Source organism: Dialister invisus DSM 15470, from assembly GCF_000160055.1.
Classification (GTDB): Bacteria; Bacillota; Negativicutes; order Veillonellales; family Dialisteraceae; genus Dialister; species Dialister invisus.
The window spans coordinates 23848-46194 of sequence record NZ_GG698602.1; the positions used below are offsets into that span (position 1 = coordinate 23848).

Below are 22347 nucleotides of genomic sequence, written 5' to 3' on the forward strand. Positions count from 1 at the left end.
ATGGCCGGTTATGTAGAAAAGGGTGTTATTCGTCTTCATGAAAAAGTGGGGCATGATATCTGGAGAATGCAGATTGAACTTCCACAGACTGCTAAATCGGCACTGCCAGGACAATTTATTCATATAAAAATTAACGATCCCAGCAAATTGTTGCGGCGGCCTATTTCTATCGCAGGCATTGAACCGGGAAAAGGCCTTGTGGAAATTATTTATCGAATTGTTGGTAACGGGACGGAAGCCATGGCTCATATGAAAATAGGGGATGTTGTTGACAGCCTTGGGCCATTGGGAACCTCTTTTTCCATGGATAAAGGACATATTGTAGGGGTTGGCGGTGGTGTAGGAATCGCACCGATCCTTTTCATGGCACGTTGTGCAAAACGGGGACAAATGACAGTTGTCATCGGTGGAAGAAATAAAGAAGAAGTATTCTGGAAAGACCTTTTCCCTAAAACTTTGAAACAATTAATTGTAACAACAGATGATGGTTCTTATGGGATTAAAGGATTCTCCGTATCTGTTCTGCCTGAACTTTTTGCAGAAGAACGGGTAGATGAGGCCTGTATCTGCGGTCCCGGTATCATGATGAAAACAGCGGCGCAAATGGCAGCGGATGCAGGAATATACTGTGAGGTTTCCATGGAACGCCGGATGGGCTGCGGCACGGGAACATGCTTGGCGTGTGTTTGCGATAAAGCTGACGGCGGGCATTACAAAGTCTGTCTTGACGGACCGGTATTCAATGCACAGAAGGTTTGCTTATGAGTACTGATCTGAATGTGAATTTCCTTGGTATAAGGATGAAAACACCTATTATTGCGGCGTCAGGGACTTTTGGATTTGGCGTGGAATACAAGGATTACATGGACTTATCCCAAATTGGAGCAATTTCCTGTAAAGGGATTGCTATTACGCCTTGGGACGGTAATGAAGGCGTTCGTATCGCAGAAACGCCATCAGGGATACTGAACTGCATTGGCCTCGAAAATCCCGGTACTAATGTTTTTAAGAAAAGGTATCTGCCTGAGTTAAAAAAGTACGACGTACCGGTGATTTGTAATATTGTAGGAAAGAACCCGGAAGAGTATGGCATGGTTGCAAAAGCATTGTCTGTGGAAGGCGTAGATGCTTTTGAAGTCAATATTTCCTGTCCGAATGTAAAATGTGGAGGGATTGCTTTTGGTTCTGATCCCCATATGGCGGCAGAAGTGACGAGAGCCGTAAAAAGAAATACTGATTTGCCTGTCATCATGAAACTGTCTCCCAATGTGACGGATATAGTTTCTATAGCCAGAGCGGTAGAAGATGCTGGGGCGGATGCAGTGTCGCTCATAAATACGCTTCTTGGTCTTGCAATTGATGTCAAAACGCGGAGGCCGATACTTGGTAATGTGACTGGCGGATTATCAGGCCCTGCGATAAAACCTGTGGCGCTTCGTATGGTATGGCAGGTGGCACATGCTGTTCACATCCCTGTTTGTGGAATGGGGGGGATCATGACTGGTACTGACGCAGTGGAGTTTATGATGGCCGGTGCGGATACTGTGCAGGTGGGAACAGCATCATTGGCAAGTCCCTATGCAATTCCAAAGATCACTGATGAATTACGTATGTGGTGTGAAAAAAATAATATTTCTGATGTAAATAGCATAGTAGACACGTTACAAGTCTGAAAGAGGTGACAGAGGGATATCTTTGCCACCTCTTTTGATAGGCTAAAATATAAATTTATTTTGATGATATATTACACATGGACATCATATGTAGAGGAAATTATGGAAAAGTCATATTTGGTGTAGATGAAGTTTTCTTCCGCAATGAACAGATATTTTAATGTACCTATGAAAACGGTTCTTCGTCAAAACTTACGTGGAATTTCCATAAGAGAGAAGATCGTGATGTTACCCATATCACTGAAGGATAAATTACTTCCGACAGGAATACCGTATAGAATAGAGGAAATTAAAATTTTATACTGAGAAAAACGCTATACTAATTATTCAACACTATTCTTGTTGATACATGATATATAAGGGAGATTAATTTTATAAAATATCAGGAGAATAAAGTATATGTTTTATATGCGGGGAACATATAAGTTCCTGTACTTTTGCTATGTTCGGGTTTAGATGATAAAATAATAAAATAAGTTTTTATAGGTGTGGGATATCAGAATGAGCCAATTTCTTACTCACGTATATGGACAGGAAAAATTAAAAAGGGAGCTGAAGCTTTTGATGGAAAATCATAGGTTACCGCATACTATGATTTTTTACGGTGATGATGGGCTGGGAAAAACAACAGCTGCTTTTGATTTTGCAGATTTTCTCACGGGGGCATCTGAAAAAATATGGGTGGAAATTAAAAAGATAAAAAGCAGTAAAAATGAAAAGCTTCTGGAAAATCTGAAAGGAGACCGTGTTTGGTATATCCGGCCGATGGGAATGGAACTTAAAATTGACCAGTTCCGCGCCTTTATGGAGGAAATGGCTTCCTTTGATGAAAAATTGCGTGTATGTATTATTGATGATGCGCAGAAAATGAACCAATACGCGGCGAATTCTTTCCTGAAAACCTTGGAAGAACCGGTAGAAAATCTATATTTTATTCTTGTTACTTCTGATATAAATGCACTTTTACCGACGATTGTTTCACGAGGGGAAAGATTTCCTTTCTTTCCGTTAATGGAAAATGAGTTTTATTACTTAGTGGAGACAGTGGCTGAAGAATTTAATTTTGACGGGACAGTAGGGAAGGAAACAGCGTTCAAGGTTTCTGAAGGTAATCCTGGCGTTGCTAAAGATCTTTGTGGTGAAAAAGGGATGATGCAGTTGGACGTGGCCATGAGGTTTTGGGAAACAGTCACAACATCTTCAACAGCATTTTCTTCTTTATCCGCATGGACATTTAAGGAACGGGAGGATTTTTTGGTTTTGCTTCGATGGGTTATTATCATCGGACGGGATCTCATGATTGGCGCTGAAACTACCGATGATCAGCTGGAGAAATGTATGCAATGGTCTGATCGGGAGAAACGGCTGTTGAAATATTGGACTGACGGCCGTGCGATAGAGGCATTAGCTGTCTTGCAAAAAGCAGAATCGGCGTGCCGGCGTTATATCTCTACTAAAAATATATGGGATATGATTTTAATTCAATTACAGCACATACAGAAAGGCGATTATATATTATGGAACAGGTAGTGGGGGTTCGTTTTAAAAAAGCTGGTAAAATTTATTATTTTGCGCCTAATGAATTACATTTACAAATTAATGACGGGGTTATCGTAGAAACATCCCGTGGTATGGAATATGGGTACATCGTAACGATACCGGCGGGAGAAAGAGTATACGAGGATAATGGACCGCTAAAACCGGTTGTTCGTAAAGCAACTGTAAAAGATATGGTACAACTGGAGCGAAATCGGGAAAGAGAGAATTCGGCTTTTGCTGTTTGCATTGAGAAAATTGAAAAGTTCAAGGTACCGATGAAACTCTTACGTACAGAATATACTTTTGACAGAAGCAAGATTGTATTCTTTTTCACAGCAGAAGGCCGCGTTGATTTTCGTGAATTGGTAAAAGAGTTAGCTTCTGTTTTTCATACGCGCATTGAATTAAGGCAGGTGGGGGTCAGGGATGAGGCGAAACAGGTCAGCGGTATTGGTTCCTGCGGAAGACCGCTTTGTTGTGCGACTTATTTGGGGGAATTTGCCCCGGTTTCTATTAAAATGGCAAAAAACCAGGGATTATCTTTGAATCCTGCTAAAATATCCGGCGTTTGCGGGCGTCTTATGTGCTGCCTTCGATATGAAAATGACCAGTATACAGGAGATCATTCACGAAAGAAATGCTGCTGCGGCGCGCAGGAGTCCTATAAAATGTTTCGTGTCGGGATGAAAGTTATCACTGACGAAGGTGAAGGACAGGTTGTCTATGTAAATCTGCAAAAACACAGTGTGAAAGTACAGTTGGAAGGAGGACGGACGAAAACGATGCAATGGGATGTGGTGGAACCGGTGGAAAATGAATAATTGGGTTTTAAATGAGGGAGAACGGCTGGATGATTTGGTTAGGGGCGATATGAAAATTATCCAGAGGCCGGATCAATTTTGCTTCTCCTTGGATTCCATATTGGCAGCCCACTATGTTTCAATTCGCAAAAAAGACAGGATTGCCGATTTGGGAACCGGTACGGGAGTTATTGCGCTCTTGCTTTCCGCACTTGGCGGTGAAGATATTACTGCGTTTGAAATTAATCCGGTAATGGCGGATTTAGCTCGTAGAAATGTGAATGGGAATAACAAATCAGATTGTATAAAAGTCGTGGAATATGACTGCAGGAATGTAAAGAAGATTTATCCGACGGGAAGTTTTAACTCTGTTGTGGTAAATCCGCCTTATCGGGAAATAGGAACCGGTCGAATGAACCATTGCGAAGGTGTAGCCAGCGCCAGTTATGAATTAAATGTAACCTTGGAAGATATTTTTCATACAGCACAGTATCTTTTGAAATATGGCGGCCGTCTGACTATGATCCACCGTGCGGATCGTTTAGTCGATTTGATTACGCTTGGCCGCAGGTACAAAATGGAAGCCAAACGGATACGCCCCGTATATGCCCGAATAGGCGCTTCGGCAGTTCGTGTCTTACTGGAGTTCAGATATGGTGGACATACGGAATTAATCTTGGAACCGCCGTTATTAATCCATAATACTGATGGATCTTACACACAGGAGATTATGGAGATATATGGGAAGAAAACAAATGAATGAGGTGGAAGCGGGTACATTGTACCTTGTGCCTACTCCTATCGGAAATTTATCTGATATGACAGAGCGGGCAGTAGGCATTTTACGGCAGGTTGATTTAATCGCGGCAGAAGATACACGACACACAAGAATATTACTGAATCATTTTCAAATTTCCGGGCATGTGGTTTCCTATCATGAACATAATAAAAAAGAATCTGGCAATAAATTAATTGAAGCATTGAAAAGCGGTCGTTCCGTGGCTCAGTGCAGTGATGCAGGAATGCCTGTCATTTCTGATCCTGGGTCAGATCTGGTACGGCTTGCCATAGAGGCGGAGATTCCTGTTGTGCCTTTACCGGGACCTAATGCGGCATTGACAGCGTTAATAGCATCCGGACTTGATGCCCGGCAGTTTGCGTTTATTGGCTTTTTGCCTAAAATTAACGCAAAGAAAAAGAAGTTATTGTTTGATATGTCTCATATACCGGTTACTTTAATTTTTTATGAAGCCCCCCATCGGTTGAAAGAAACATTAGAGACGTTGATACGGGAATTGGGAAACAGGAAAGCGGTTCTTGCAAAAGAGCTGACAAAAAGATTTGAAACCTTTAAAAGAAGCATGCTTCAGGAATTGTTGGATGACTTAGAAACGGAAACACCACGTGGAGAATATGTTATTCTTGTGGAGGGATGGAATGAAATTTCTGCGGAAGAAAAGGAACAGAAAACTGGCTGGCGTGAAGAGGCAGTATCTTTTGCGCTGAAGATGCCGTTAAAAGAAGCAGCAAGGCAAGTATCTTTTAAACATCATTTATCTCGTCGAGAAGTGTATCAGTACCTTTTAAATCAAAAAGAAGCTGATGCGAATAAATGATTTGGGAAATAATTGCTCCCGGTTATATAATGGAAAATACAAGGAAATAAAGACTTTTACAGGGGGAGTTACAATGACAGAAAAACCAAAATACTATATCACAACGCCGATTTATTATCCAAGTGCCAAACTTCATATCGGACATACATACTGTACGTCCATTGCGGACAGTATGGCACGGTTCAAACGCCTTGATGGATACGAGGTGATGTTTCTGACCGGTTCTGATGAACATGGGCAGAAGATTGAACAGAAAGCGGAAGAATCTGGAGTTACGCCGATTGAGTATGTGGATAATATTGTTGCTCTTTTCAAGCAGCTTTGGAAAGAACTAAATATTTCCAATGATGATTTCATCCGCACAACGGAAGAACGTCACCGTGAAGTGGTGCAGATGCTTTTTCAGCGTGCTTATGACAATGGAGATATCTATCTTGGGAAATACGAAGGATGGTACTGTATTCCTGATGAAACTTTCTGGCCGGAAAATAAGCTGACACCGGAGCATCTTTGCCCTGACTGCGGACGACCATTGCAACGTATCAGTGAAGAGGCCTATTTTTTTAAGATGTCAAAATACGCGGATAGATGGATGAAGTTTATCGAAGAAAATCCGGATTTTATCCAACCTGCATCTCGGAAAAATGAAATGATTCAGTTCGTTAAGGGCGGCCTGGAAGATCTTTGTGTGTCACGAACCAGTTTTACGTGGGGCATTCCTGTACCATTTGATCCCAAGCATGTTGTTTATGTGTGGTTTGACGCGCTTGTTAACTATATAACGGCAGCGGGTATTATTGATAATCCTGAAAAATTTAAAAGATTTTGGCCGGCTGATGTTCATTTGGTAGGGAAAGAGATTGTCCGGTTTCATTCTATTATCTGGCCAATTATGCTTATGAGTCTCGGGATAGAGTTGCCGAAAAAAATTTATGGTCATGGATGGCTGATTGTTGACGGAGAAAAAATGTCCAAGTCTAAAGGAAATGTAGTGGATCCTATTCCCTTGCTGCAAGAGTTCGGCTCAGATGCTATTCGCTACTATCTTTTAAATGATATTCAGTTGGGACAGGATGGTAATTTCAGTAGAGAAAGGCTTATCAACCGTATTAACTCAGATCTTTCCAATGATCTTGGCAATTTGCTCCACAGAAGTTTATCCATGGTGGAAAAATATAGAAATGGGGTTCTTGTGCATGGTGACGCGTCTGTTGATCCCAGCATAAGAAAAGTATCTGCAGAGATCGAAAAAAATGCAGAAGCTACTTTACAAAAGTTTCGAAATGGAATGGATAATTGGAAAATCAATGACGCTATTAAATCGGTATGGACCTTTATCCGTTCATTAAATAAATATATTGATGTGACGATGCCTTGGGTACTGGCAAAGGATAAAGCAAAAGATCCTGCACTTGATGCTGTGCTTTATCATCTTTGCGAGGGTATGCGTTTTGTTTCTCTCATGGTAGAGCCTGTGATTCCAATTGCTGCGAAAAAGATTTGGTCGCAGTTGGGATTGGTTAATTTTGAAAAAGCAAACTATAAAGACTTGGTATGGGGTGGTATTGTTGATGGTACAAAAGTTGCTAAGGGACTGCCTATTTTCCCGCGTATTGAAGTAGAGAAAGAAGACTTGAAAGCGGAAGTAAAGTTGGAGAGAAAGCTCAATGTGAAGAAAACAGAAAATGACACAAGTGTTTCACTCATTACAATGGATGATTTTTTAAAGACGGAATTGCGTGTTGCAGAAATATTGACGGCAGAAAAAATTGAAAAATCAGAAAATTTGATCAAGCTGACAGTGTCCTTAGGCGAAGAAATTAGAACAGTTGTCAGTGGTATTGCTAAATACTATAAACCGGAAGAACTTGTCGGCAAGCATGTGATTTTTGTGGCGAATCTTAAACCGGCGAAGTTGATGGGGATAGAATCGCAGGGGATGGTTTTGGCAGCGTCCAAAGATAATGATCTTGTACTTCCCTTCGTTGATATGCCTGCGGGCAGTTGTGTGAAGTAATGGAGCTTTTTGATACTCATGCGCATGTGTATGACAAACGTTTTGATGATGATAGGGAGCAAGTTCTGTCAGACGTATTTGCACATTTAAAATATGTGGTTTGTCCTTCTGAAAATTTGGAAACGAGCAGGAAAACGACAGTTCTTGTAAATAGATATCCCCGGCTTTATGGAGCAGTCGGTATTCATCCTCATGAAACCTGTCATGCGACGGAAGACAGCTTGCAGGAGCTCGAATCTATGGCGCGAGAAAATCATAAAATCGTTGCTATCGGTGAAATCGGTCTGGATTATCATTATTTCTATAGTGATAAAGAAATGCAGCAGAAATGGTTTCACCGACAGATAGAATTGGCAGGGAAGTTAGATTTGCCGATAATTATTCATGACAGAGATGCGCATGGCGATACACTCCGGATTTTGCGGGAACATAAACGGGATTCTCTGCGGGGGATACTGCACTGTTACAGCGGCAGTTTAGAGATGGCCAAAGAATTCATTCGTTTGGGGTTTTATATTTCCTTTGCGGGACCGGTAGTATTTCCTAAAAGTACCAAACTGAAACAGGTGGCTAAAGGAATCCCTTTGAATAGATTGTTAATTGAAACGGACAGTCCTTACCTGGCACCACCGCCACATAGAGGAGAACGGAATATGCCGCGTAATGTAATTTATGTGGCGGAAGAAATTGCACGGTTGAAAGATTTGAGCGTGGAGGCTGTTGTTTTTCAGACAACGACAAATGCCTGTAACATTTATAAAATTGAGCAATAAATATAAACAAGCCGCTTTGTGCGAATCAAATCGCCAGGCGGCTTTTGCATGGGGAAAGTATGAAAGTGGCAGATTAATTATATGGACATATAAGGGGTAGCGATATCCGCAAATTTGGAATATCCCTTTTCATTGGGATGGATACCATCGGAATACCAGGCATTATCAAGAGGGAAGGCAGTTGAAAAATCAATAAAGAGAATATCTAAGTCAATGCAATTTGCTTTTAAAAAGCTCCCATAGTCTTTCAAATATTTATTATTTTTCGTAAAAGCAAAGTGCGTCTGCCATCCTGTGGTAATGCTGAGTGGTGTCATTAAAGGAGGGATACCGATGCAGAGAGGGATTTTCTTATTAAGTTTATTAATCTCGGATAACATCATTTTTTCCAAATGAGTTACTCTGATTCCGGAAAGTATGTCGTTGGTACCACCCATCATAAAAAACAATGTATTTTCATGGGGGCTGCTTAGAAACAGAGAGAGGGAATCAAAAATGTCTTCAAGTCCTGCACCGCATAAACCGTGATTGTAGTATTGGATGGCAGGGCAGCGTCTGGAAATTTGGTAAATCCAGCCATACTGCGGTAAGGTGCCGTATCCTGCAGTAAGACTGTCCCCAAAGAAATGAATTGAGTTTGCATTTTGAATATCCCAGTCCATGATGCTCCTCCCATGTTATATGACTAATGATAGAAATAGCAAGGTCCTTTTGTCAAATCGGCAAAAGGTTAAAAACCGTTTGCTATATGCAAAGATAATAGTCAGATTTCTTTTTAAATGGCTGCTTCATGGAGCTTTCAAAAGTGATATAATATTTCAAGATGGAAGATAGTATACTATTATGGAGGCTGTAATGGATAGACAATTATCATTGGAGTTTGCACGTATTACAGAACAAGCTGCATTGAAAAGTGCGCGGCTCGTAGGATTAGGTGATAAGGAGGGCGCCGACCAGGCTGCTGTTGATGGTATGCATGAGCAGTTTGCTTTAACGCCTGTTTCCGGTACCGTGGTCATTGGCGAGGGTGAGATTGATGAAGCCCCCATGCTGTACATTGGTGAACATGTAGGACAGGGTGGAGAAGAAGTGGATATTGCGGTGGATCCTGTAGAAGGAACAAACCTTGTAGCGAAAGGAAAAAATGGTGCTATTGCTGTTCTTGCTATCGCTCCTAAAGGGTGTCTGCTTCATGCTCCGGACATGTATATGCAGAAAATCTGCGTGGGTCCTCGTGCGAAGGGGAGGATTGATATCCGTGCCTCGGTTACTGAAAATCTTAAAAATGTGGCAGATGCGATGGGACGTGAAGTTTCCGATCTGACGATGGTTATTTTGGACAGGGAACGCCATGAAAAGATTATTCGTGAAGCGAGGGAAGCCGGGGCCCGCGTATACCTGATTACTGACGGAGATGTAGTGCCTTCTGTCGACTGCGGTATCCAGGGCAGCGGCATCCATATGGTTATGGGGTCGGGCGGAGCGCCGGAAGGTGTTTTATCCGCAGTAGGATTGAAATGTCTTGGCGGTGATATGCAGGCAAGACTGCTTCCGCAGACGGAACAGGAGATCCAGCGGCTGCACACAATGGGGATTGATGATCCCAATAAAGTGCTGACATTGGATGATTTGGTAAAAGGAGATGACTGTATTTTCGCGGAGACAGCTATTACAGACTGTGCTATGCTTCGCGGTGTCCGTTTTTTTGGCGGCGGGGCAAGGACAAGTACTTTAGTTCTTCGTTATAAGACCGGTACTGTCCGTTTTATTGATACAGTTCACCGTTTTGGAGAGGATAAACCCGGTGTAAGAATGTTTTAATAACAGTATATTAGAAGAACCCTCGACAAATGCTTATGATGTTCAAGTGAGGCGGGGGTTTTTATATGGAATTTTTTTATTGTTTGCAGTAAAATATATTGTATTACAGATGAAAGGGGAGACTTATGCACGAATTGTTTGATTGGATTTATTCTATCGTGGTCGCTTTATTTTTAGCGATGATTATCCATATATTTCTTTTTGTCCCTACCAAAGTGGCAGGTTCATCCATGTATCCTACGTTAGAGGATGGACAGTATTTAATTGTTTCCAAGTTAGGGCATGTTTTCCGTCAGACACCTGATTATGGTGAGATTGTTATTATTGACAGCCGTACGCAGAGAATGCGGTCGTGGGCGGATGATTTATCTGAACCTGCTTTAAACTACGTGGCGCTTTTCAGCCGAAGCGGTCAGGGACACAATGTTTGGGTAAAGCGTGTGATCGGTAAGGGCGGGGATAAGCTGGAGTTTCATGATAATGCGGTATACAGAAATGGCACAAAATTGAATGAACCCTACATCAATGGCGTGATGGAGTTCTCAATGCCCGGTTCGTTTACGGTGCCCGAAGGAACAATTTTCGTTATGGGCGATAATAGAAATCATAGCTCTGACAGCCGATTTATCGGGCCGATTCCAATTGACCACGTACTTGGAACTGTAGTGGTTGAGTTATGATGGAAGACCGTTTCCTGGAAGCAGGAGCGGTTTTTATTTGCGACAAAGGATAGGAGTATTATGTTATAATAACTTATATTTTATGTTCAATGATGGGGAATGAGGGGTGATTATTTTGGCACATTGCAATGAAAATTTTAATGATTTGCAGGGAGCGTATTTGTTTGCAAAAATAAGAAAGGAACAGGAAACATACAAAGCGAATTACCCGGATGCTGATATTATCTCTCTTGGCATTGGTGATGTAACGCAACCGTTAGTTCCGGCTGTTGTTGAGGCCATGATGAAAGCTGTTGCGGAAATGGGAGAAGCGGAAACTTTCCGTGGTTACGGTCCGGAACAAGGATATTTATTTTTGCGTGAAGCTGTTGCCCTGCACGATTTCAAAGACAAGGGATGTGATGTTTCACCGGATGAAATTTTTATTAGTGATGGCGCAAAATGTGATATAAGTAATATGCAGGAAATATTTGCCACGTCGGATATTGTGGCAATTATGGATCCTGTATATCCAGTGTATGTGGACAGTAATGTTATGGCGGGACGAAGTGGGAAATTTGTGAATGGATCATATGAAAAATTTGAGTACCTGCCGTGTTATGAAGAATGTGATTTTAAAGCAAACCTGCCATCCCATGATCCCATGATTATTTATTTATGTTCACCCAACAATCCGACAGGAACTGCATTAAATAAAAAGGAATTAACTGTTTGGGTGAAGTACGCAAAGCAGACTGGATCAGTTATCTTCTTTGATGCTGCCTATGAGGCATTCATTACGGAAGACATTCCGCATAGCATTTATGAAATTGAAGGGGCCAAAGAGGTGGCAATTGAGTTCCATTCATTCTCTAAGACAGCCGGATTTACAGGGGTACGCTGCGGATATGTCGTTGTCCCGAAAGAATTGAAGCTGGAAACAAAGTCAGGGGGATTAATCAGTGCAAATGAACTTTGGTATCGCCGACAATGTACGAAATTTAATGGATGCTCTTATGTTGTGCAGCGCGGGGCGGAAGCTGTATATACAGAAGCCGGACAAAAGCAGATACAGAAGACTTTGGGGATATACAGAAAAAATGCCCTGGCTATTTTGGCAGGGGTAAAAGAAGTCGGGTTACGGGCTTCCGGTGGAATAAACAGCCCTTATATATGGGTGTCTGTACCTGATGGAATGAGCAGCTGGGATTTTTTTCACTTCCTTCTTCGGGAAGCGCAGGTTATATGTACGCCGGGATCAGGATTCGGTCCATGCGGGGAAGGGTATGTCCGTCTGACCGCATTCAATACATCGGAAAAGACGGCAATGGCTGTGAAACGTTTGAAAACTGCTGTTAAAAAATATACAAATAAAGGATGAAGATATGAGCACAAATTTACAGATCGGTATTGTCGGGCTTCCTAATGTAGGAAAGAGTACGCTTTTTAATGCGATTACAAAAGCAGGTGCGGAGGCGGCCAATTTTCCTTTTTGTACTATTGAACCTAATGTGGGTGTTGTGGAAGTGCCGGATCATAGAATTTATGATTTGGCAGGTATATTTAATCCGAAAAAAACGACGCCTGCATTTACCCGTTTTGTGGATATTGCAGGGCTGGTGGCAGGAGCATCGAAGGGGGAGGGGCTGGGGAACCAGTTTTTGAGCCACATTCGTGAAACCGATGCTATCGCTCATGTTGTCAGATGTTTTGATGATGAAAATATCACTCATGTAGAAGGCGGAATTAATCCTGTTCGTGATATGGGCATCATTAATACAGAATTATGTCTGGCGGATCTGGAGAGCGTCGATAAGAAAAGAGTGAAGACTGCCAAGTTGGCTCAGGCGGGGATAAAAGAAGCAAAAGCGGTTTTACCAATTTATGAAAGGGTTTTTCAGGTTTTGCAGGAGGGAATACCGGCAAGAACTTTGGATTTAGCTGAGGATGAACTGGCGGTTCTTAAGGAATTAAATTTGATTACATTGAAGCCGGTTCTGTATGTATTGAATACGGCGGAAGATGATATTGCGAATCCCATAGATAATCCTTATGTGCAGGCGGCAGCAGCGCAGGCGGAAAAAGAAAATGCCAAATGGGTACCTGTTTCAGCAGAGATTGAGCAGGAAGTATCGGAATTGGAAGAAGGGGAAGCCAAAGCGTTTCTGGCTGATTTGGGAGAAACGGAACCGGGATTGAATCGTTTGATTCGTACGGCGTATGCAATGTTAGGCTTGATTAATTTCTTTACTGTAGGTGAAGATGAATGCCGTGCATGGACGGTTCATTCTGGGACAAAGGCGCCTAAAGCTGCGGGGAAAATTCATTCCGATATCGAACGTGGATTTATTCGTGCGGAAATCATTACCTATGATGAATTGATAAAATGCGGTTCTTTTGCAGCTGCCCGTGAAAAAGGACTGCTGCGGGTAGAAGGGAAAGAATATATTATTAAGGACGGAGATATCGCGTATTTCCGCTTTAATGTATAGTGGTAAAATAATTGAGCCTCCGATAAGGGGGCTTTTTTGCGGAGAAGTACTAATGAAGAAACTTTATGGAAATATTGTCACCGGTGCATTTGTTATGCGGATGAACAGATTTGTAATTCATGCGGAGATAGATGGGAGAATGGAAATCTGCCATATGCCTAATCCCGGAAGAATGAGAGAGCTTTTATTTCCGGGGGTCAAAATGTATTTTGTAAAAAGCAGGAATCCCTTGAGTCGCACGGCATATCGTGTTATCGGCGTGGAACGTGATGGAGAAGTTATTCTTCTGGATACATCTAAGTGTAATGATGTGGCGCATTACTTAGTGAGCCGTCATCTGATTGCTGGTTGGGAAGAATATTCCGTAGTACAGCGAGAAGTCACAATGGGTGACAGCCGATTTGATTTACTGCTGGGAAATGAAGCGACAGGAGAAGTATTTCCTGTAGAAGTGAAATCGTGTACTCTTTTTGGCGAAAAGGGGGCAATGTTTCCTGATGCAGTCACTGCAAGAGGAAAGAAACATGTTGATCATCTTGGGCAAATAGGACAGATCGGACGCGCAGGCATATTGATCCTTGTGCAATGGAATCGGGCAGAATGGTTTTTGCCTGATTTTCATACGGATATTGAGTTTGCAAAAGCATTCCGTGTTAATATGGAGCGTATTGATTGGAAGGTGGCAGCGCTTCATTGGACACCTGAATTTGATTATCCCGATCATGTAAAGCTTCTTCCCACTTCCATAAAGGCCTTGGATGAGGAGATGGGAAATTGTGGTGACTACTTACTGATACTTTATTTGGATAAAGACAAATTAGTGGAAATAGGAACCAAAGGGATTATGAACTTCCCTCAGGGGTATTATGTATATATCGGGTCCGCAAAGAGAAATTTAGAACAGCGGATCAGACGGCATCGTCATCTGAGAAAGAAAATGCATTGGCATATTGATTACTTACGGCAGGAGTCTGAGTTTATCGGTGTTATTCCGATTAGAACAAAGCGCGATTTTGAACATCTTTTGGCAGCGGCCATATCTGATATTGCAGATTGGGAAATTAAAGGATTCGGCTGTACGGACTGTTCCTGTAAATCTCATCTGTTCGGTTTTTATGAGAATCCTCTGCATATAAAAGCATTTACAAAGATTGAAGAAAATTTTGAAATCAATGTATTGAACTCTTATTTTGATGCGTAAGAAAAGTGCCGATTGATGTGAACTGGCACTTTTAAAGTTTTATTCAGATATACCACTTTTGCTCTTGCATTCAAAATGGAAATATAGAAATAAGATGAACGCTCCGGCAAAAGCAGTCAGACTGGTAAGTTGTGCACTTTTTAAGCCGAGAGCGAGTGTTCCGTAATCGCCTCTGTAATTTTCAAGGAAGAAACGAAGAAGAGAATAAAGCATAATATAGAGACAAAAGGTGGTTCCTTCTGCTCGTGTTTTGCATCCATACCAGAGAAGCAAAACAAAAATTAAAAGATCTCCTTGGCATTCCCATACTTCTGCCGGCCAAAGCGGTTGGGCTCCATATGTATGATAAGCAAGAGTTGTGTCAGGATAGAGCAGTCCGAAATCTTGTCCAGTGGGATGTCCAAAAGCGTCTCCATTCATAAAATTGGCGATACGTCCGATAGCCTGTCCTAAAATAATTCCCGGTGTGACAGTATCAGCAAAGGGAAGAACTGGGATCTGATGTTTCTTTAAATAAAAATATGCGGCAATACACGCAAAAATAATGCCGCCTTGGATAGCCATCCCGCCTTGCCAGATATAGGGGATTTCCAATAGATGATTATGATAGTATTCCCAATCAAAAAAGAATACGTCCCAAAGCCTTCCGCCAACGATTCCTGCAAAAGCGATGACAAGTCCTAAATCAAACATGTGGGATTCCCATCCCCGCCTGTCTTTTTTTAGTAAGAAATAAGCGGTAATACATCCTGATATGATACCCAGAGAGAAGAAGATCCCGTATAAGCGGATAGGGAAATTACCGATAAAAAATAAATATTGATGCATAATTGGCCTCACTCAATTATAATGATAACAATATTATTTTATTATACTCTAAAAAAATGAAAACAGGTGGGGTTTTTATGTTTAAGATTTTATTCGCAGGATTGTTGTTTCTTATATTTACACAAAATATTTACGCCTTTACGAAGGTGAATGTGAAATATAAAGAAGTGAGTGAGACTGCTTATGAAGAAGGTGAACAGATATTTACGAGACCGTATTTCCTGGAAAAAGGAAATCAATGGAAGATTATAGAAAACGGGAAGAAAATCTATGCAAAAGTTAATCTGGGAATACATGAGGATCCAGTTGATGTAGAATTGCCATTGACGGAAATTAGAGGGGAGCCCTATATTAATTTTACGTTTTTTTCTAAACAGGCAGGTTTTGAATATATTTTTGATAGAAAGAAAATGGAAATATGTGCAAAGGAATATAAAGCGGAAGAAAAATCACAGAAAAATAAAAGGATCATTCTTATGTGGGATCCGGACTTGATATTTGATACGAGTAAAAATTATTTCACGGAACATGTGGGAGAAAGAGTTTTAGCGCCCACATGGGGTGGCTATAAGGATATGAAAGAAATACCGCTATCGCTTTCATATCTGCAGGAAGCCAAACGTGCAGGAATGAAGATTACACCGCTTTTACATAATGACTTCGACTTACAGGAAACAAAGAAACTTCTTCATGATTCGGGAGCAGTTCAAAATCTGGCAAGACAAATTACTGCGACAGCACTGGTTTATGATTTCGATGGATGGAATTTGGATTTTGAAAATATGGATGAGGCGGATAAGTTTTTATATACGAAATTTATTAAAACAGTATCTGAAAAACTTCATATGCATGGAAAGGAAATTTCCGTTGATATTACGGTGAACAGTAATAGTCCGAACTGGAGTCTCTGTTATGATCGTAAAGGAATGGCAGCCTATGTAGATTATGAAGTGATTATGGGATATGACCAGACGCCGGGGAGAAGTCGATATTCCGGGCCAGTATCGTCCTACTCATGGCTCAAACATCATATTGCTATGCTTTTAAAACAGGTGCCTAATAATAAACTGGTGCTGGGGTTACCTTTTTATACACGCATTTGGACGGGAAAAGAAGGGCAGGCGGCTTCTTCCGTCCTTATGATGAAGCAAATCAAAAATTTGTTGGGGCAGAATAATATCGGATTGTTTTGGAACCCTGAAGATCGCCAGTATGTAGGGATATGGGAAGAAAATGGACAGACGAGAAAAGTTTGGTTTGAAGAAAGACGCTCTTTGCAAGAAAAGGTTTCCTTGGCACATGATTATAAACTGGCAGGACTGGCATTTTGGCGATATGGTTTTGAAACAGAAGATATATACGATCAGATAGAAGGTGCATTTCTGAATAAAAAGGATGAATCGGTCAGGTATAAGAACAGAAGTGAAGATATACTTATCAAATTCAGGGAGAGGCTGAAAAGGGCGCAGTGAATACTTGCTCATTCAGCGGGAATCATCCGTGAAGTAACGGGCAGTTTGTTTGACGTTAATATGCTAAAAATATATAATATTGGATAACGGTTTTAGAAGAAATTTCTTTGATAAAATGCTCATGGAAGGTGACGGTATGCAGGGGAAATATATTCCACAGCAAATTGAAAAAAAGTGGCAGCAGATTTGGGAAGAGACGAAAGCATTTGAGACTCATTTTGATCCGAATAAAAAGAAATACTATGTTCTTGAGATGTTCCCGTATCCTTCGGGCAATCTTCATATGGGGCATGTGAGGAATTACTCTATTGGTGACGTGGTAGCCCGCTTTAAATCCATGCAGGGGTTTAATGTTATTCATCCGATGGGATATGATGCTTTTGGCATGCCGGCGGAAAATGCCGCTATCCAGCATGGAATTGCTCCGGCTGAATGGACATATGCGAATATTGAGAATATGACGCGTCAGCAGAAAGAGCTCGGGCTTTCTTATGATTGGGAAAGAGAAGTCCTGACTTGTCGTGAAGATTATTATAAACATACGCAGAATCTTTTTGAGATTTTTTATAAGAGGGGGCTTGCGTATAAAAAGGAAGCAAAAGTAAACTGGTGTGACCATTGTCATACGGTTCTTGCAAATGAACAGGTGGAAGAAGGGAAGTGCTGGCGCTGTAAGAATCCAGTTGTTAAAAAAAATTTGTCTCAATGGTTCCTGAAAATTACAGATTATGCAGATCGTCTGCTTGCTGATTTGGATCATATGCCCGGTTGGCCGGAACGCGTAAAGATCATGCAGCGCAACTGGATTGGCCGTTCTATCGGGACACAGTTCTTTTTTCATGTGGATGGCATGGAAGATACAATTCCTGTTTACACTACTCGTGTAGATACAGTATATGGTGTTACCTACATAGTGTTAGCACCTGAACATCCTCTGGTAGAAAAGTTAATTTCCAATAATCCTGAAAAAGAAAAGATTCAGGCATTTATTCAGGAAATCAAAAATCAGAACGACATCGACCGCACGTCTGAAGATACACCTAAATTGGGAATGCCCACAGGCAGTTATGCTGTGCATCCGCTTACAGGCGAACGTGTGCCGATTTGGATTGCCAACTATGTTCTTTATGAATATGGTACAGGTGCAGTTATGGCAGTTCCCCAAGGTGATCAGCGTGATTGGGATTTTGCGAAAAAGTATAATCTTCCCGTAAAAATCGTTATCCAAAATAAAGCTCATGACCTAAAACTTGATAAAATGGATCAGGCCTACTGTGAAGATGGGGAGCTGGTCAATTCATCAGAGTTTGATGGCCAGCTTTCCGCGGAAGCAAGAATCAATATTACGAAAAAATTAGAGAAAATGGGAATTGGTGAAGAAAAGGTCAATTATCGCTTGAGAGATTGGCTTATTTCTCGTCAACGCTATTGGGGATGTCCGATTCCGATTATTAATTGCCCGCATTGCGGCAGCGTACTTGTGCCGGAAGAAGAACTGCCGGTTGTATTACCTGAAGATGTCAATTTTGTTGCCGGTGCTACATCGCCTCTTGAAACAAGTGAAAGTTTTCTTCATTGCAAATGTCCGAAGTGCGGAGCGGATGCCGTTCGTGAAACGGATACAATGGATACTTTTATTGATTCATCATGGTATTTCCTGCGGTATTGCGATCCGCATAATGAACAGGAACCGTTTAGTAAGGGTAAAACAGACTATTGGATGCCGGTGGATCAGTATATCGGCGGTATTGAACATGCGATTCTTCATTTACTATATTCCCGTTTCTTCATGAAAGTATTGCAAGACGAGGGGATGGTTGATTATCCGGAGCCGTTTACCAATCTGCTGTGCCAAGGGATGGTGCTCAAGGATGGCGGGAAGATGAGTAAATCCGTTGGTAATGTGGTGAGTCCGGAAGAAATCGTTGGAAAATATGGAGCGGACACGGCCCGGCTCTTTATTCTTTTTGCCGCGCCGCCGGAAAAAGATTTGGAATGGAGTGATCAGGGCGTAGAAGGCTCTTATCGATTCCTAAAACGTGTTTGGACGATTGTTGGCAAGTATCAGGAATTGGGAAAAGAATTAAAAGGAATGTTATCACCTGATGAGGTGGCTCTGCGTCGCCGGCTGCATCAGTCTATTGCTAAAGTTACAGAGGATTTAGATGGGAAATTTGCCTTCAACACGGCTATTAGTGCGATTATGGAACTCGTAAACGAGATGTACAGGTTTGGAGAAAAGCACAGTACGATTGAAGACAGTTTTGCAAAGGAACTGCTTCGTGATTTGTTAATTCTGCTTGCGCCTTTTGTTCCACATATTACGGAAGAACTTTGGCAGGGTATCGGAGCGGAGGAAGTCAGTGTACATGCTGCAGCATGGCCAAAGGTTGATGAGGCTGCGCTTGCCGTAGATTCATTGGAAATGGCAGTGCAAATTAACGGCAAGGTTCGCACAACAATAAAAGTACCTGTTGACATGGATAAGGATAGTATCGAAAAACTTGTGAGAGCATTGCCGGAAGTACAGAAATTTACGGAGGGTAAGATAATTATCAAATGTATTGTGATTCCCGGAAAAATTATAAATATTGTCGCTAAGTAATCAGCGGTACAAAAAAGTGATGCCTCAAGTTAAAAACTCAGTTTGTGCAATTCCGCAGAGGGAAAGCCTTGAACTGAGTTTTAATCATTTTAGATATTTACTTGATTACCTATTTTACTGGGTTACGGAGTGTACCAATGGGGTCAATCGTAATTTCCACAACATCTCCGGGACAAAGGAATTTTGGCGGGCTAAAACCCATTCCGACACCTTCCGGTGTTCCAGTGGCGATGATATCACCTGGAAGCAATGTCATGCCGGAAGAAAGAGTAGAAATCAGTTTGGCAACAGAAAAGATTAAATCCGTAGTATTGCCTTCCTGGCGAAGTTGGTCATTTATTTTTGTGTAGATTGTGAACGGAAACGGCCAGCCGCCAATGAGGACAGTGGGGCCTATGGGGCAGAAAGTATCCAGGCTTTTTCCTCGGAACCACTGGGCGTGGGATTTTTGTAAATCTCTGGCGGTTATATCGTTGATGATGGTATAGCCATATACATATTTCAGAGCATCTTTTTCGAGGACATCAATGCACTTTCTGCCAATGATTACACCCAGTTCACCTTCATAATCAACCTGGGATGTCACATCCCGATGAAGATCAATTTCTTCATTTGTACCGATGACAGAAGTGGTTGCTTTTGTAAAAAAAATGGGATGCAGCGGATTTTTCGCATTTGTATTTTTTTCGAATTCCTTGACATGGGACTGGTAGTTCTTTCCTACACAGAAAATATTACGTTTTGGATAAAAAGGAACTGCGATTTCTACCTCTGATAAAGAAACAGGGGGGATAGACTGATCTTCTTTGTTCATTTCCAGTACTTTCGCAAGGTTAAGCAGTCCTTCATCGCCAGTTTCAATAAATTCATCCATCGTTTCGCCTAAGGGAATGAAATAAGTTTCTTCCAACAGTTCAGCGGGAATAATGGACTTGCTGTCTTGTGTAAGGACGCCCCATTGGCGGAGGCCCTTATGATTATATGAAATAAGTCTCTGCATAGATATCCCTTCTTTCTGTTAAATTATGGCTATTATAACATAAAAGTAAGTGAGTTATTCATATTTTATTTCACAAAAATAGTATCTATGGTAGAATGAATTTGTGCCAATTATTGAAATCATTCTTGATTTTAGAAATAAACAGAGGGATAAGTAATGGAAGAAAGACAAGAAGCGGCCAATTTTATCGAAGCAGAGATTAACAAGGATATTGCTAATAATGTATATGAAAATGGACGGGTATTAACGAGATTTCCTCCGGAACCTAATGGGTACCTTCATATTGGACATGTGAAAAGTATTTGCCTTAATTTCGGCCTTGGTGAAAAATATCATGGTGAAACTAATGTACGTTTTGATGATACCAATCCTGCCAAAGAAGAGGTCGAATATGTTAATTCGATTTTAGAAGATATAAAATGGCTCGGATTCAAATGGAAAGAACCCGTACATTATGCATCTGACTATTTTCCGCAGCTTTATGAATTTGCCTGCAAATTGATTCGTATGGGATTGGCTTATGTAGATGACCAGACCAGCGAGGAAATTCATGATACCCGCGGTGATTTTTTACATCCCGGTAAAGAAAGCCCATGGCGTAACCGCAGTGTGGAAGAAAATCTGCAGTTATTCCAGGAAATGAAGAATGGAAAATATAAAGATGGGGAAAAGGTTCTTCGTGCCAAGATTGATATGTCGGCACCCAATGTGGTTATGAGAGATCCGGTTATTTATCGGATTCTCCATTCTACACATCACCGTACAGGCAACACATGGTGTATCTATCCGCTCTATGATTTTGCGCATCCTCTTTCTGATGCTATTGAAGGAATTACCCAATCTATCTGTACGTTGGAATTTGAGGAAAGACGCCCTTTATATAATTGGTGTCTTCAGGCATTTGACGGGAAGGAAAAACCGAGGCAGATTGAATTTGCGCGATTGAATGTGACTACAATGATTACGAGTAAGCGTAAACTGCGTAAGATGGTAGAATCGGGTGTTGTCTCCGGATGGGATGATCCCCGTATGCCAACTATCAGCGGCATCAGAAGAAGAGGATATACGCCGGAATCTTTACGACGCTTCTGTGAATTGATTGGTGTGGCTAAGGCAGATAATGTAGTAGATATTTCTTTTTTAGAATACTGTATTCGTGAAGACCTTAAGACTAAGGCGCCTCGAATTATGACTGTTATTGATCCTGTTAAAGTTGTTCTTACGAACTATCCTGAAGATAAAATGGAATATGTAACGATTGAAAATAATCCGGAACAGGAAACTATGGGAACACGGCAGGTTCCTTTTGGCAGAATTATTTATATTGAACGGGAAGATTTTATGGAAACGCCGGTGAAGAAATTTTTCCGTATGACACCGGGAAAGGAGGTTCGGCTTAAAGGGGCATACATTGTGCACTGTGATGAACTTATTAAGGATGAAAAGGGTAAACTCAAAGAAATTCATTGCACGGTTGATTTTGATACACGCAGTGGAACACCCGGTGCAGATCGTAAAGTGAAGGGGACGCTTCATTGGGTATATGCTGATACAGCAGTTGATGTGGCAGTGCGTCTGTACGATTATCTGATTTCCCCGGATGATGTAGATGATGGCCGCGATTTCATGGAAAAGGTGAATACAGATTCACTTGTAGTAATGAATGGCAAGGCTGAACCGGTAATTAAGGAATATGATGTAGGAAGCCGTTTTCAGTTTTTACGCAAGGGATATTTTATTATTGATAAAGACAGTACAAAAAAACAGATTGTGTGCAATCGGATCGTCGGGCTTCGGGATACTTGGGCTAAGTTGCAAAAAATAATGGGGAAGGGAAACGGATAAGGGAAA

General features: G+C 41.4%; 19 protein-coding genes. 16 read left to right on the plus strand and 3 right to left on the minus strand.

Annotated features, from left to right (window positions below; translation table 11 throughout):
* The 8 genes from GCWU000321_RS00100 to GCWU000321_RS00135 all read left to right on the plus strand — a co-directional run bounded on the left by GCWU000321_RS00100 (position 1) and on the right by GCWU000321_RS00135 (position 8418).
* Positions 1 to 765, plus strand: a complete 765-nt coding sequence (locus GCWU000321_RS00100; RefSeq protein ID WP_007069019.1) for a dihydroorotate dehydrogenase electron transfer subunit — start codon at positions 1 to 3, stop codon at positions 763 to 765.
* The gene (locus GCWU000321_RS00105) at positions 762 to 1673 is read left to right on the plus strand and encodes a dihydroorotate dehydrogenase (RefSeq protein ID WP_007069020.1); all 912 of its coding nucleotides are present in this window, start codon (positions 762 to 764) and stop codon (positions 1671 to 1673) included. The genes GCWU000321_RS00100 and GCWU000321_RS00105 overlap by 4 nt, the downstream gene beginning before the upstream one ends.
* Before the next feature lie 501 nt (positions 1674 to 2174).
* A complete protein-coding gene (locus GCWU000321_RS00110; RefSeq protein WP_007069021.1) occupies positions 2175 to 3203 on the plus strand; it encodes a DNA polymerase III subunit in 1029 nt (342 codons plus the stop codon).
* Positions 3191 to 4033 (plus strand): PSP1 domain-containing protein, encoded by an 843-nt coding sequence (locus tag GCWU000321_RS00115; protein WP_007069022.1) that lies wholly within the window; start codon positions 3191 to 3193, stop codon positions 4031 to 4033. Before GCWU000321_RS00110 ends, GCWU000321_RS00115 begins: the two co-directional genes overlap by 13 nt.
* Positions 4026 to 4775, plus strand: a complete 750-nt coding sequence (locus GCWU000321_RS00120) for a tRNA1(Val) (adenine(37)-N6)-methyltransferase (protein WP_007069023.1) — start codon at positions 4026 to 4028, stop codon at positions 4773 to 4775. The genes GCWU000321_RS00115 and GCWU000321_RS00120 overlap by 8 nt, the downstream gene beginning before the upstream one ends.
* The gene (gene rsmI, locus GCWU000321_RS00125) at positions 4753 to 5628 is read left to right on the plus strand and encodes a 16S rRNA (cytidine(1402)-2'-O)-methyltransferase (RefSeq protein WP_007069024.1); all 876 of its coding nucleotides are present in this window, start codon (positions 4753 to 4755) and stop codon (positions 5626 to 5628) included. Before GCWU000321_RS00120 ends, rsmI begins: the two co-directional genes overlap by 23 nt.
* A 73-nt stretch (positions 5629 to 5701) precedes the next feature.
* A complete protein-coding gene (metG, locus tag GCWU000321_RS00130) occupies positions 5702 to 7645 on the plus strand; it encodes a methionine--tRNA ligase (protein ID WP_040381022.1) in 1944 nt (647 codons plus the stop codon).
* On the plus strand, positions 7645 to 8418 hold the full coding sequence (locus GCWU000321_RS00135; protein ID WP_007069026.1) for a TatD family hydrolase: 774 nt from the start codon (positions 7645 to 7647) through the stop codon (positions 8416 to 8418). The genes metG and GCWU000321_RS00135 overlap by 1 nt, the downstream gene beginning before the upstream one ends.
* A gap of 77 nt (positions 8419 to 8495) precedes the next feature.
* Here the strand turns inward: GCWU000321_RS00135 and GCWU000321_RS00140 are convergent, their stop codons facing one another.
* A complete protein-coding gene (locus tag GCWU000321_RS00140; protein ID WP_007069027.1) occupies positions 8496 to 9080 on the minus strand; it encodes an SGNH/GDSL hydrolase family protein in 585 nt (194 codons plus the stop codon).
* A gap of 193 nt (positions 9081 to 9273) precedes the next feature.
* Here GCWU000321_RS00140 and glpX point away from each other — a divergent pair, with 193 nt between their 5' ends.
* From glpX to sfsA, 5 genes are all read left to right on the plus strand, one after another.
* Positions 9274 to 10239, plus strand: a complete 966-nt coding sequence (gene glpX / locus GCWU000321_RS00145; RefSeq protein WP_022027139.1) for a class II fructose-bisphosphatase — start codon at positions 9274 to 9276, stop codon at positions 10237 to 10239.
* A gap of 125 nt (positions 10240 to 10364) precedes the next feature.
* Complete coding sequence (gene lepB / locus GCWU000321_RS00150; RefSeq protein ID WP_007069030.1) at positions 10365 to 10919, plus strand: signal peptidase I; 555 nt, start codon at positions 10365 to 10367, stop codon at positions 10917 to 10919.
* Positions 10920 to 11034: 115 nt separating this feature from the next.
* A complete protein-coding gene (locus GCWU000321_RS00155; RefSeq protein ID WP_040381647.1) occupies positions 11035 to 12279 on the plus strand; it encodes an LL-diaminopimelate aminotransferase in 1245 nt (414 codons plus the stop codon).
* A gap of 4 nt (positions 12280 to 12283) precedes the next feature.
* Entirely contained in the window at positions 12284 to 13390 is a 1107-nt protein-coding gene (gene ychF / locus GCWU000321_RS00160; RefSeq protein ID WP_007069032.1) for a redox-regulated ATPase YchF, read from the plus strand.
* A 52-nt stretch (positions 13391 to 13442) separates the two neighbouring features.
* Positions 13443 to 14591 (plus strand): DNA/RNA nuclease SfsA, encoded by a 1149-nt coding sequence (gene sfsA, locus GCWU000321_RS00165; RefSeq protein WP_040381027.1) that lies wholly within the window; start codon positions 13443 to 13445, stop codon positions 14589 to 14591.
* 39 nt (positions 14592 to 14630) lie between these two features.
* Here the strand turns inward: sfsA and lgt are convergent, their stop codons facing one another.
* Positions 14631 to 15419, minus strand: coding sequence for a prolipoprotein diacylglyceryl transferase (lgt, locus tag GCWU000321_RS00170; protein ID WP_007069034.1), 789 nt, complete (start codon positions 15417 to 15419; stop codon positions 14631 to 14633).
* Positions 15420 to 15496: 77 nt separating this feature from the next.
* Here lgt and GCWU000321_RS00175 point away from each other — a divergent pair, with 77 nt between their 5' ends.
* Positions 15497 to 16891: a glycosyl hydrolase family 18 protein gene (locus GCWU000321_RS00175; protein WP_050754507.1), complete on the plus strand. Its 1395-nt coding sequence runs from the start codon at positions 15497 to 15499 to the stop codon at positions 16889 to 16891.
* Positions 16892 to 17027: 136 nt separating this feature from the next.
* Positions 17028 to 19496 (plus strand): leucine--tRNA ligase, encoded by a 2469-nt coding sequence (gene leuS / locus GCWU000321_RS00180; protein ID WP_040381650.1) that lies wholly within the window; start codon positions 17028 to 17030, stop codon positions 19494 to 19496.
* Between the two features lie 109 nt (positions 19497 to 19605).
* Here the strand turns inward: leuS and GCWU000321_RS00185 are convergent, their stop codons facing one another.
* Complete coding sequence (locus GCWU000321_RS00185) at positions 19606 to 20496, minus strand: fumarylacetoacetate hydrolase family protein (RefSeq protein ID WP_007069037.1); 891 nt, start codon at positions 20494 to 20496, stop codon at positions 19606 to 19608.
* 156 nt (positions 20497 to 20652) lie between these two features.
* Between GCWU000321_RS00185 and GCWU000321_RS00190 the strand changes: the two genes are divergently transcribed.
* Positions 20653 to 22341 (plus strand): glutamine--tRNA ligase/YqeY domain fusion protein, encoded by a 1689-nt coding sequence (locus GCWU000321_RS00190; protein ID WP_007069038.1) that lies wholly within the window; start codon positions 20653 to 20655, stop codon positions 22339 to 22341.
* Positions 22342 to 22347 lie beyond the last annotated feature (6 nt).

Excerpts from the sequence above, each read along its gene's own strand:
- GCWU000321_RS00105 (WP_007069020.1), top strand. The coding sequence starts at position 762 with ATGAGTACTGATCTGAATGTGAATTTCCTTGGTATAAGGATGAAAACA.
- leuS (WP_040381650.1), top strand. The coding sequence starts at position 17,028 with ATGCAGGGGAAATATATTCCACAGCAAATTGAAAAAAAGTGGCAGCAG.
- rsmI (WP_007069024.1), top strand. The coding sequence starts at position 4,753 with ATGGGAAGAAAACAAATGAATGAGGTGGAAGCGGGTACATTGTACCTT.
- GCWU000321_RS00110 (WP_007069021.1), top strand. The coding sequence starts at position 2,175 with ATGAGCCAATTTCTTACTCACGTATATGGACAGGAAAAATTAAAAAGG.
- metG (WP_040381022.1), top strand. The coding sequence starts at position 5,702 with ATGACAGAAAAACCAAAATACTATATCACAACGCCGATTTATTATCCA.
- GCWU000321_RS00175 (WP_050754507.1), top strand. The coding sequence starts at position 15,497 with ATGTTTAAGATTTTATTCGCAGGATTGTTGTTTCTTATATTTACACAA.
- GCWU000321_RS00115 (WP_007069022.1), top strand. The coding sequence starts at position 3,191 with ATGGAACAGGTAGTGGGGGTTCGTTTTAAAAAAGCTGGTAAAATTTAT.
- GCWU000321_RS00120 (WP_007069023.1), top strand. The coding sequence starts at position 4,026 with ATGAATAATTGGGTTTTAAATGAGGGAGAACGGCTGGATGATTTGGTT.
- glpX (WP_022027139.1), top strand. The coding sequence starts at position 9,274 with ATGGATAGACAATTATCATTGGAGTTTGCACGTATTACAGAACAAGCT.
- GCWU000321_RS00140 (WP_007069027.1), bottom strand. The coding sequence starts at position 9,080 with ATGGACTGGGATATTCAAAATGCAAACTCAATTCATTTCTTTGGGGAC.
- lgt (WP_007069034.1), bottom strand. The coding sequence starts at position 15,419 with ATGCATCAATATTTATTTTTTATCGGTAATTTCCCTATCCGCTTATAC.
- ychF (WP_007069032.1), top strand. The coding sequence starts at position 12,284 with ATGAGCACAAATTTACAGATCGGTATTGTCGGGCTTCCTAATGTAGGA.
- GCWU000321_RS00185 (WP_007069037.1), bottom strand. The coding sequence starts at position 20,496 with ATGCAGAGACTTATTTCATATAATCATAAGGGCCTCCGCCAATGGGGC.
- sfsA (WP_040381027.1), top strand. The coding sequence starts at position 13,443 with ATGAAGAAACTTTATGGAAATATTGTCACCGGTGCATTTGTTATGCGG.
- GCWU000321_RS00100 (WP_007069019.1), top strand. The coding sequence starts at position 1 with ATGGCCGGTTATGTAGAAAAGGGTGTTATTCGTCTTCATGAAAAAGTG.
- lepB (WP_007069030.1), top strand. The coding sequence starts at position 10,365 with ATGCACGAATTGTTTGATTGGATTTATTCTATCGTGGTCGCTTTATTT.
- GCWU000321_RS00190 (WP_007069038.1), top strand. The coding sequence starts at position 20,653 with ATGGAAGAAAGACAAGAAGCGGCCAATTTTATCGAAGCAGAGATTAAC.
- GCWU000321_RS00135 (WP_007069026.1), top strand. The coding sequence starts at position 7,645 with ATGGAGCTTTTTGATACTCATGCGCATGTGTATGACAAACGTTTTGAT.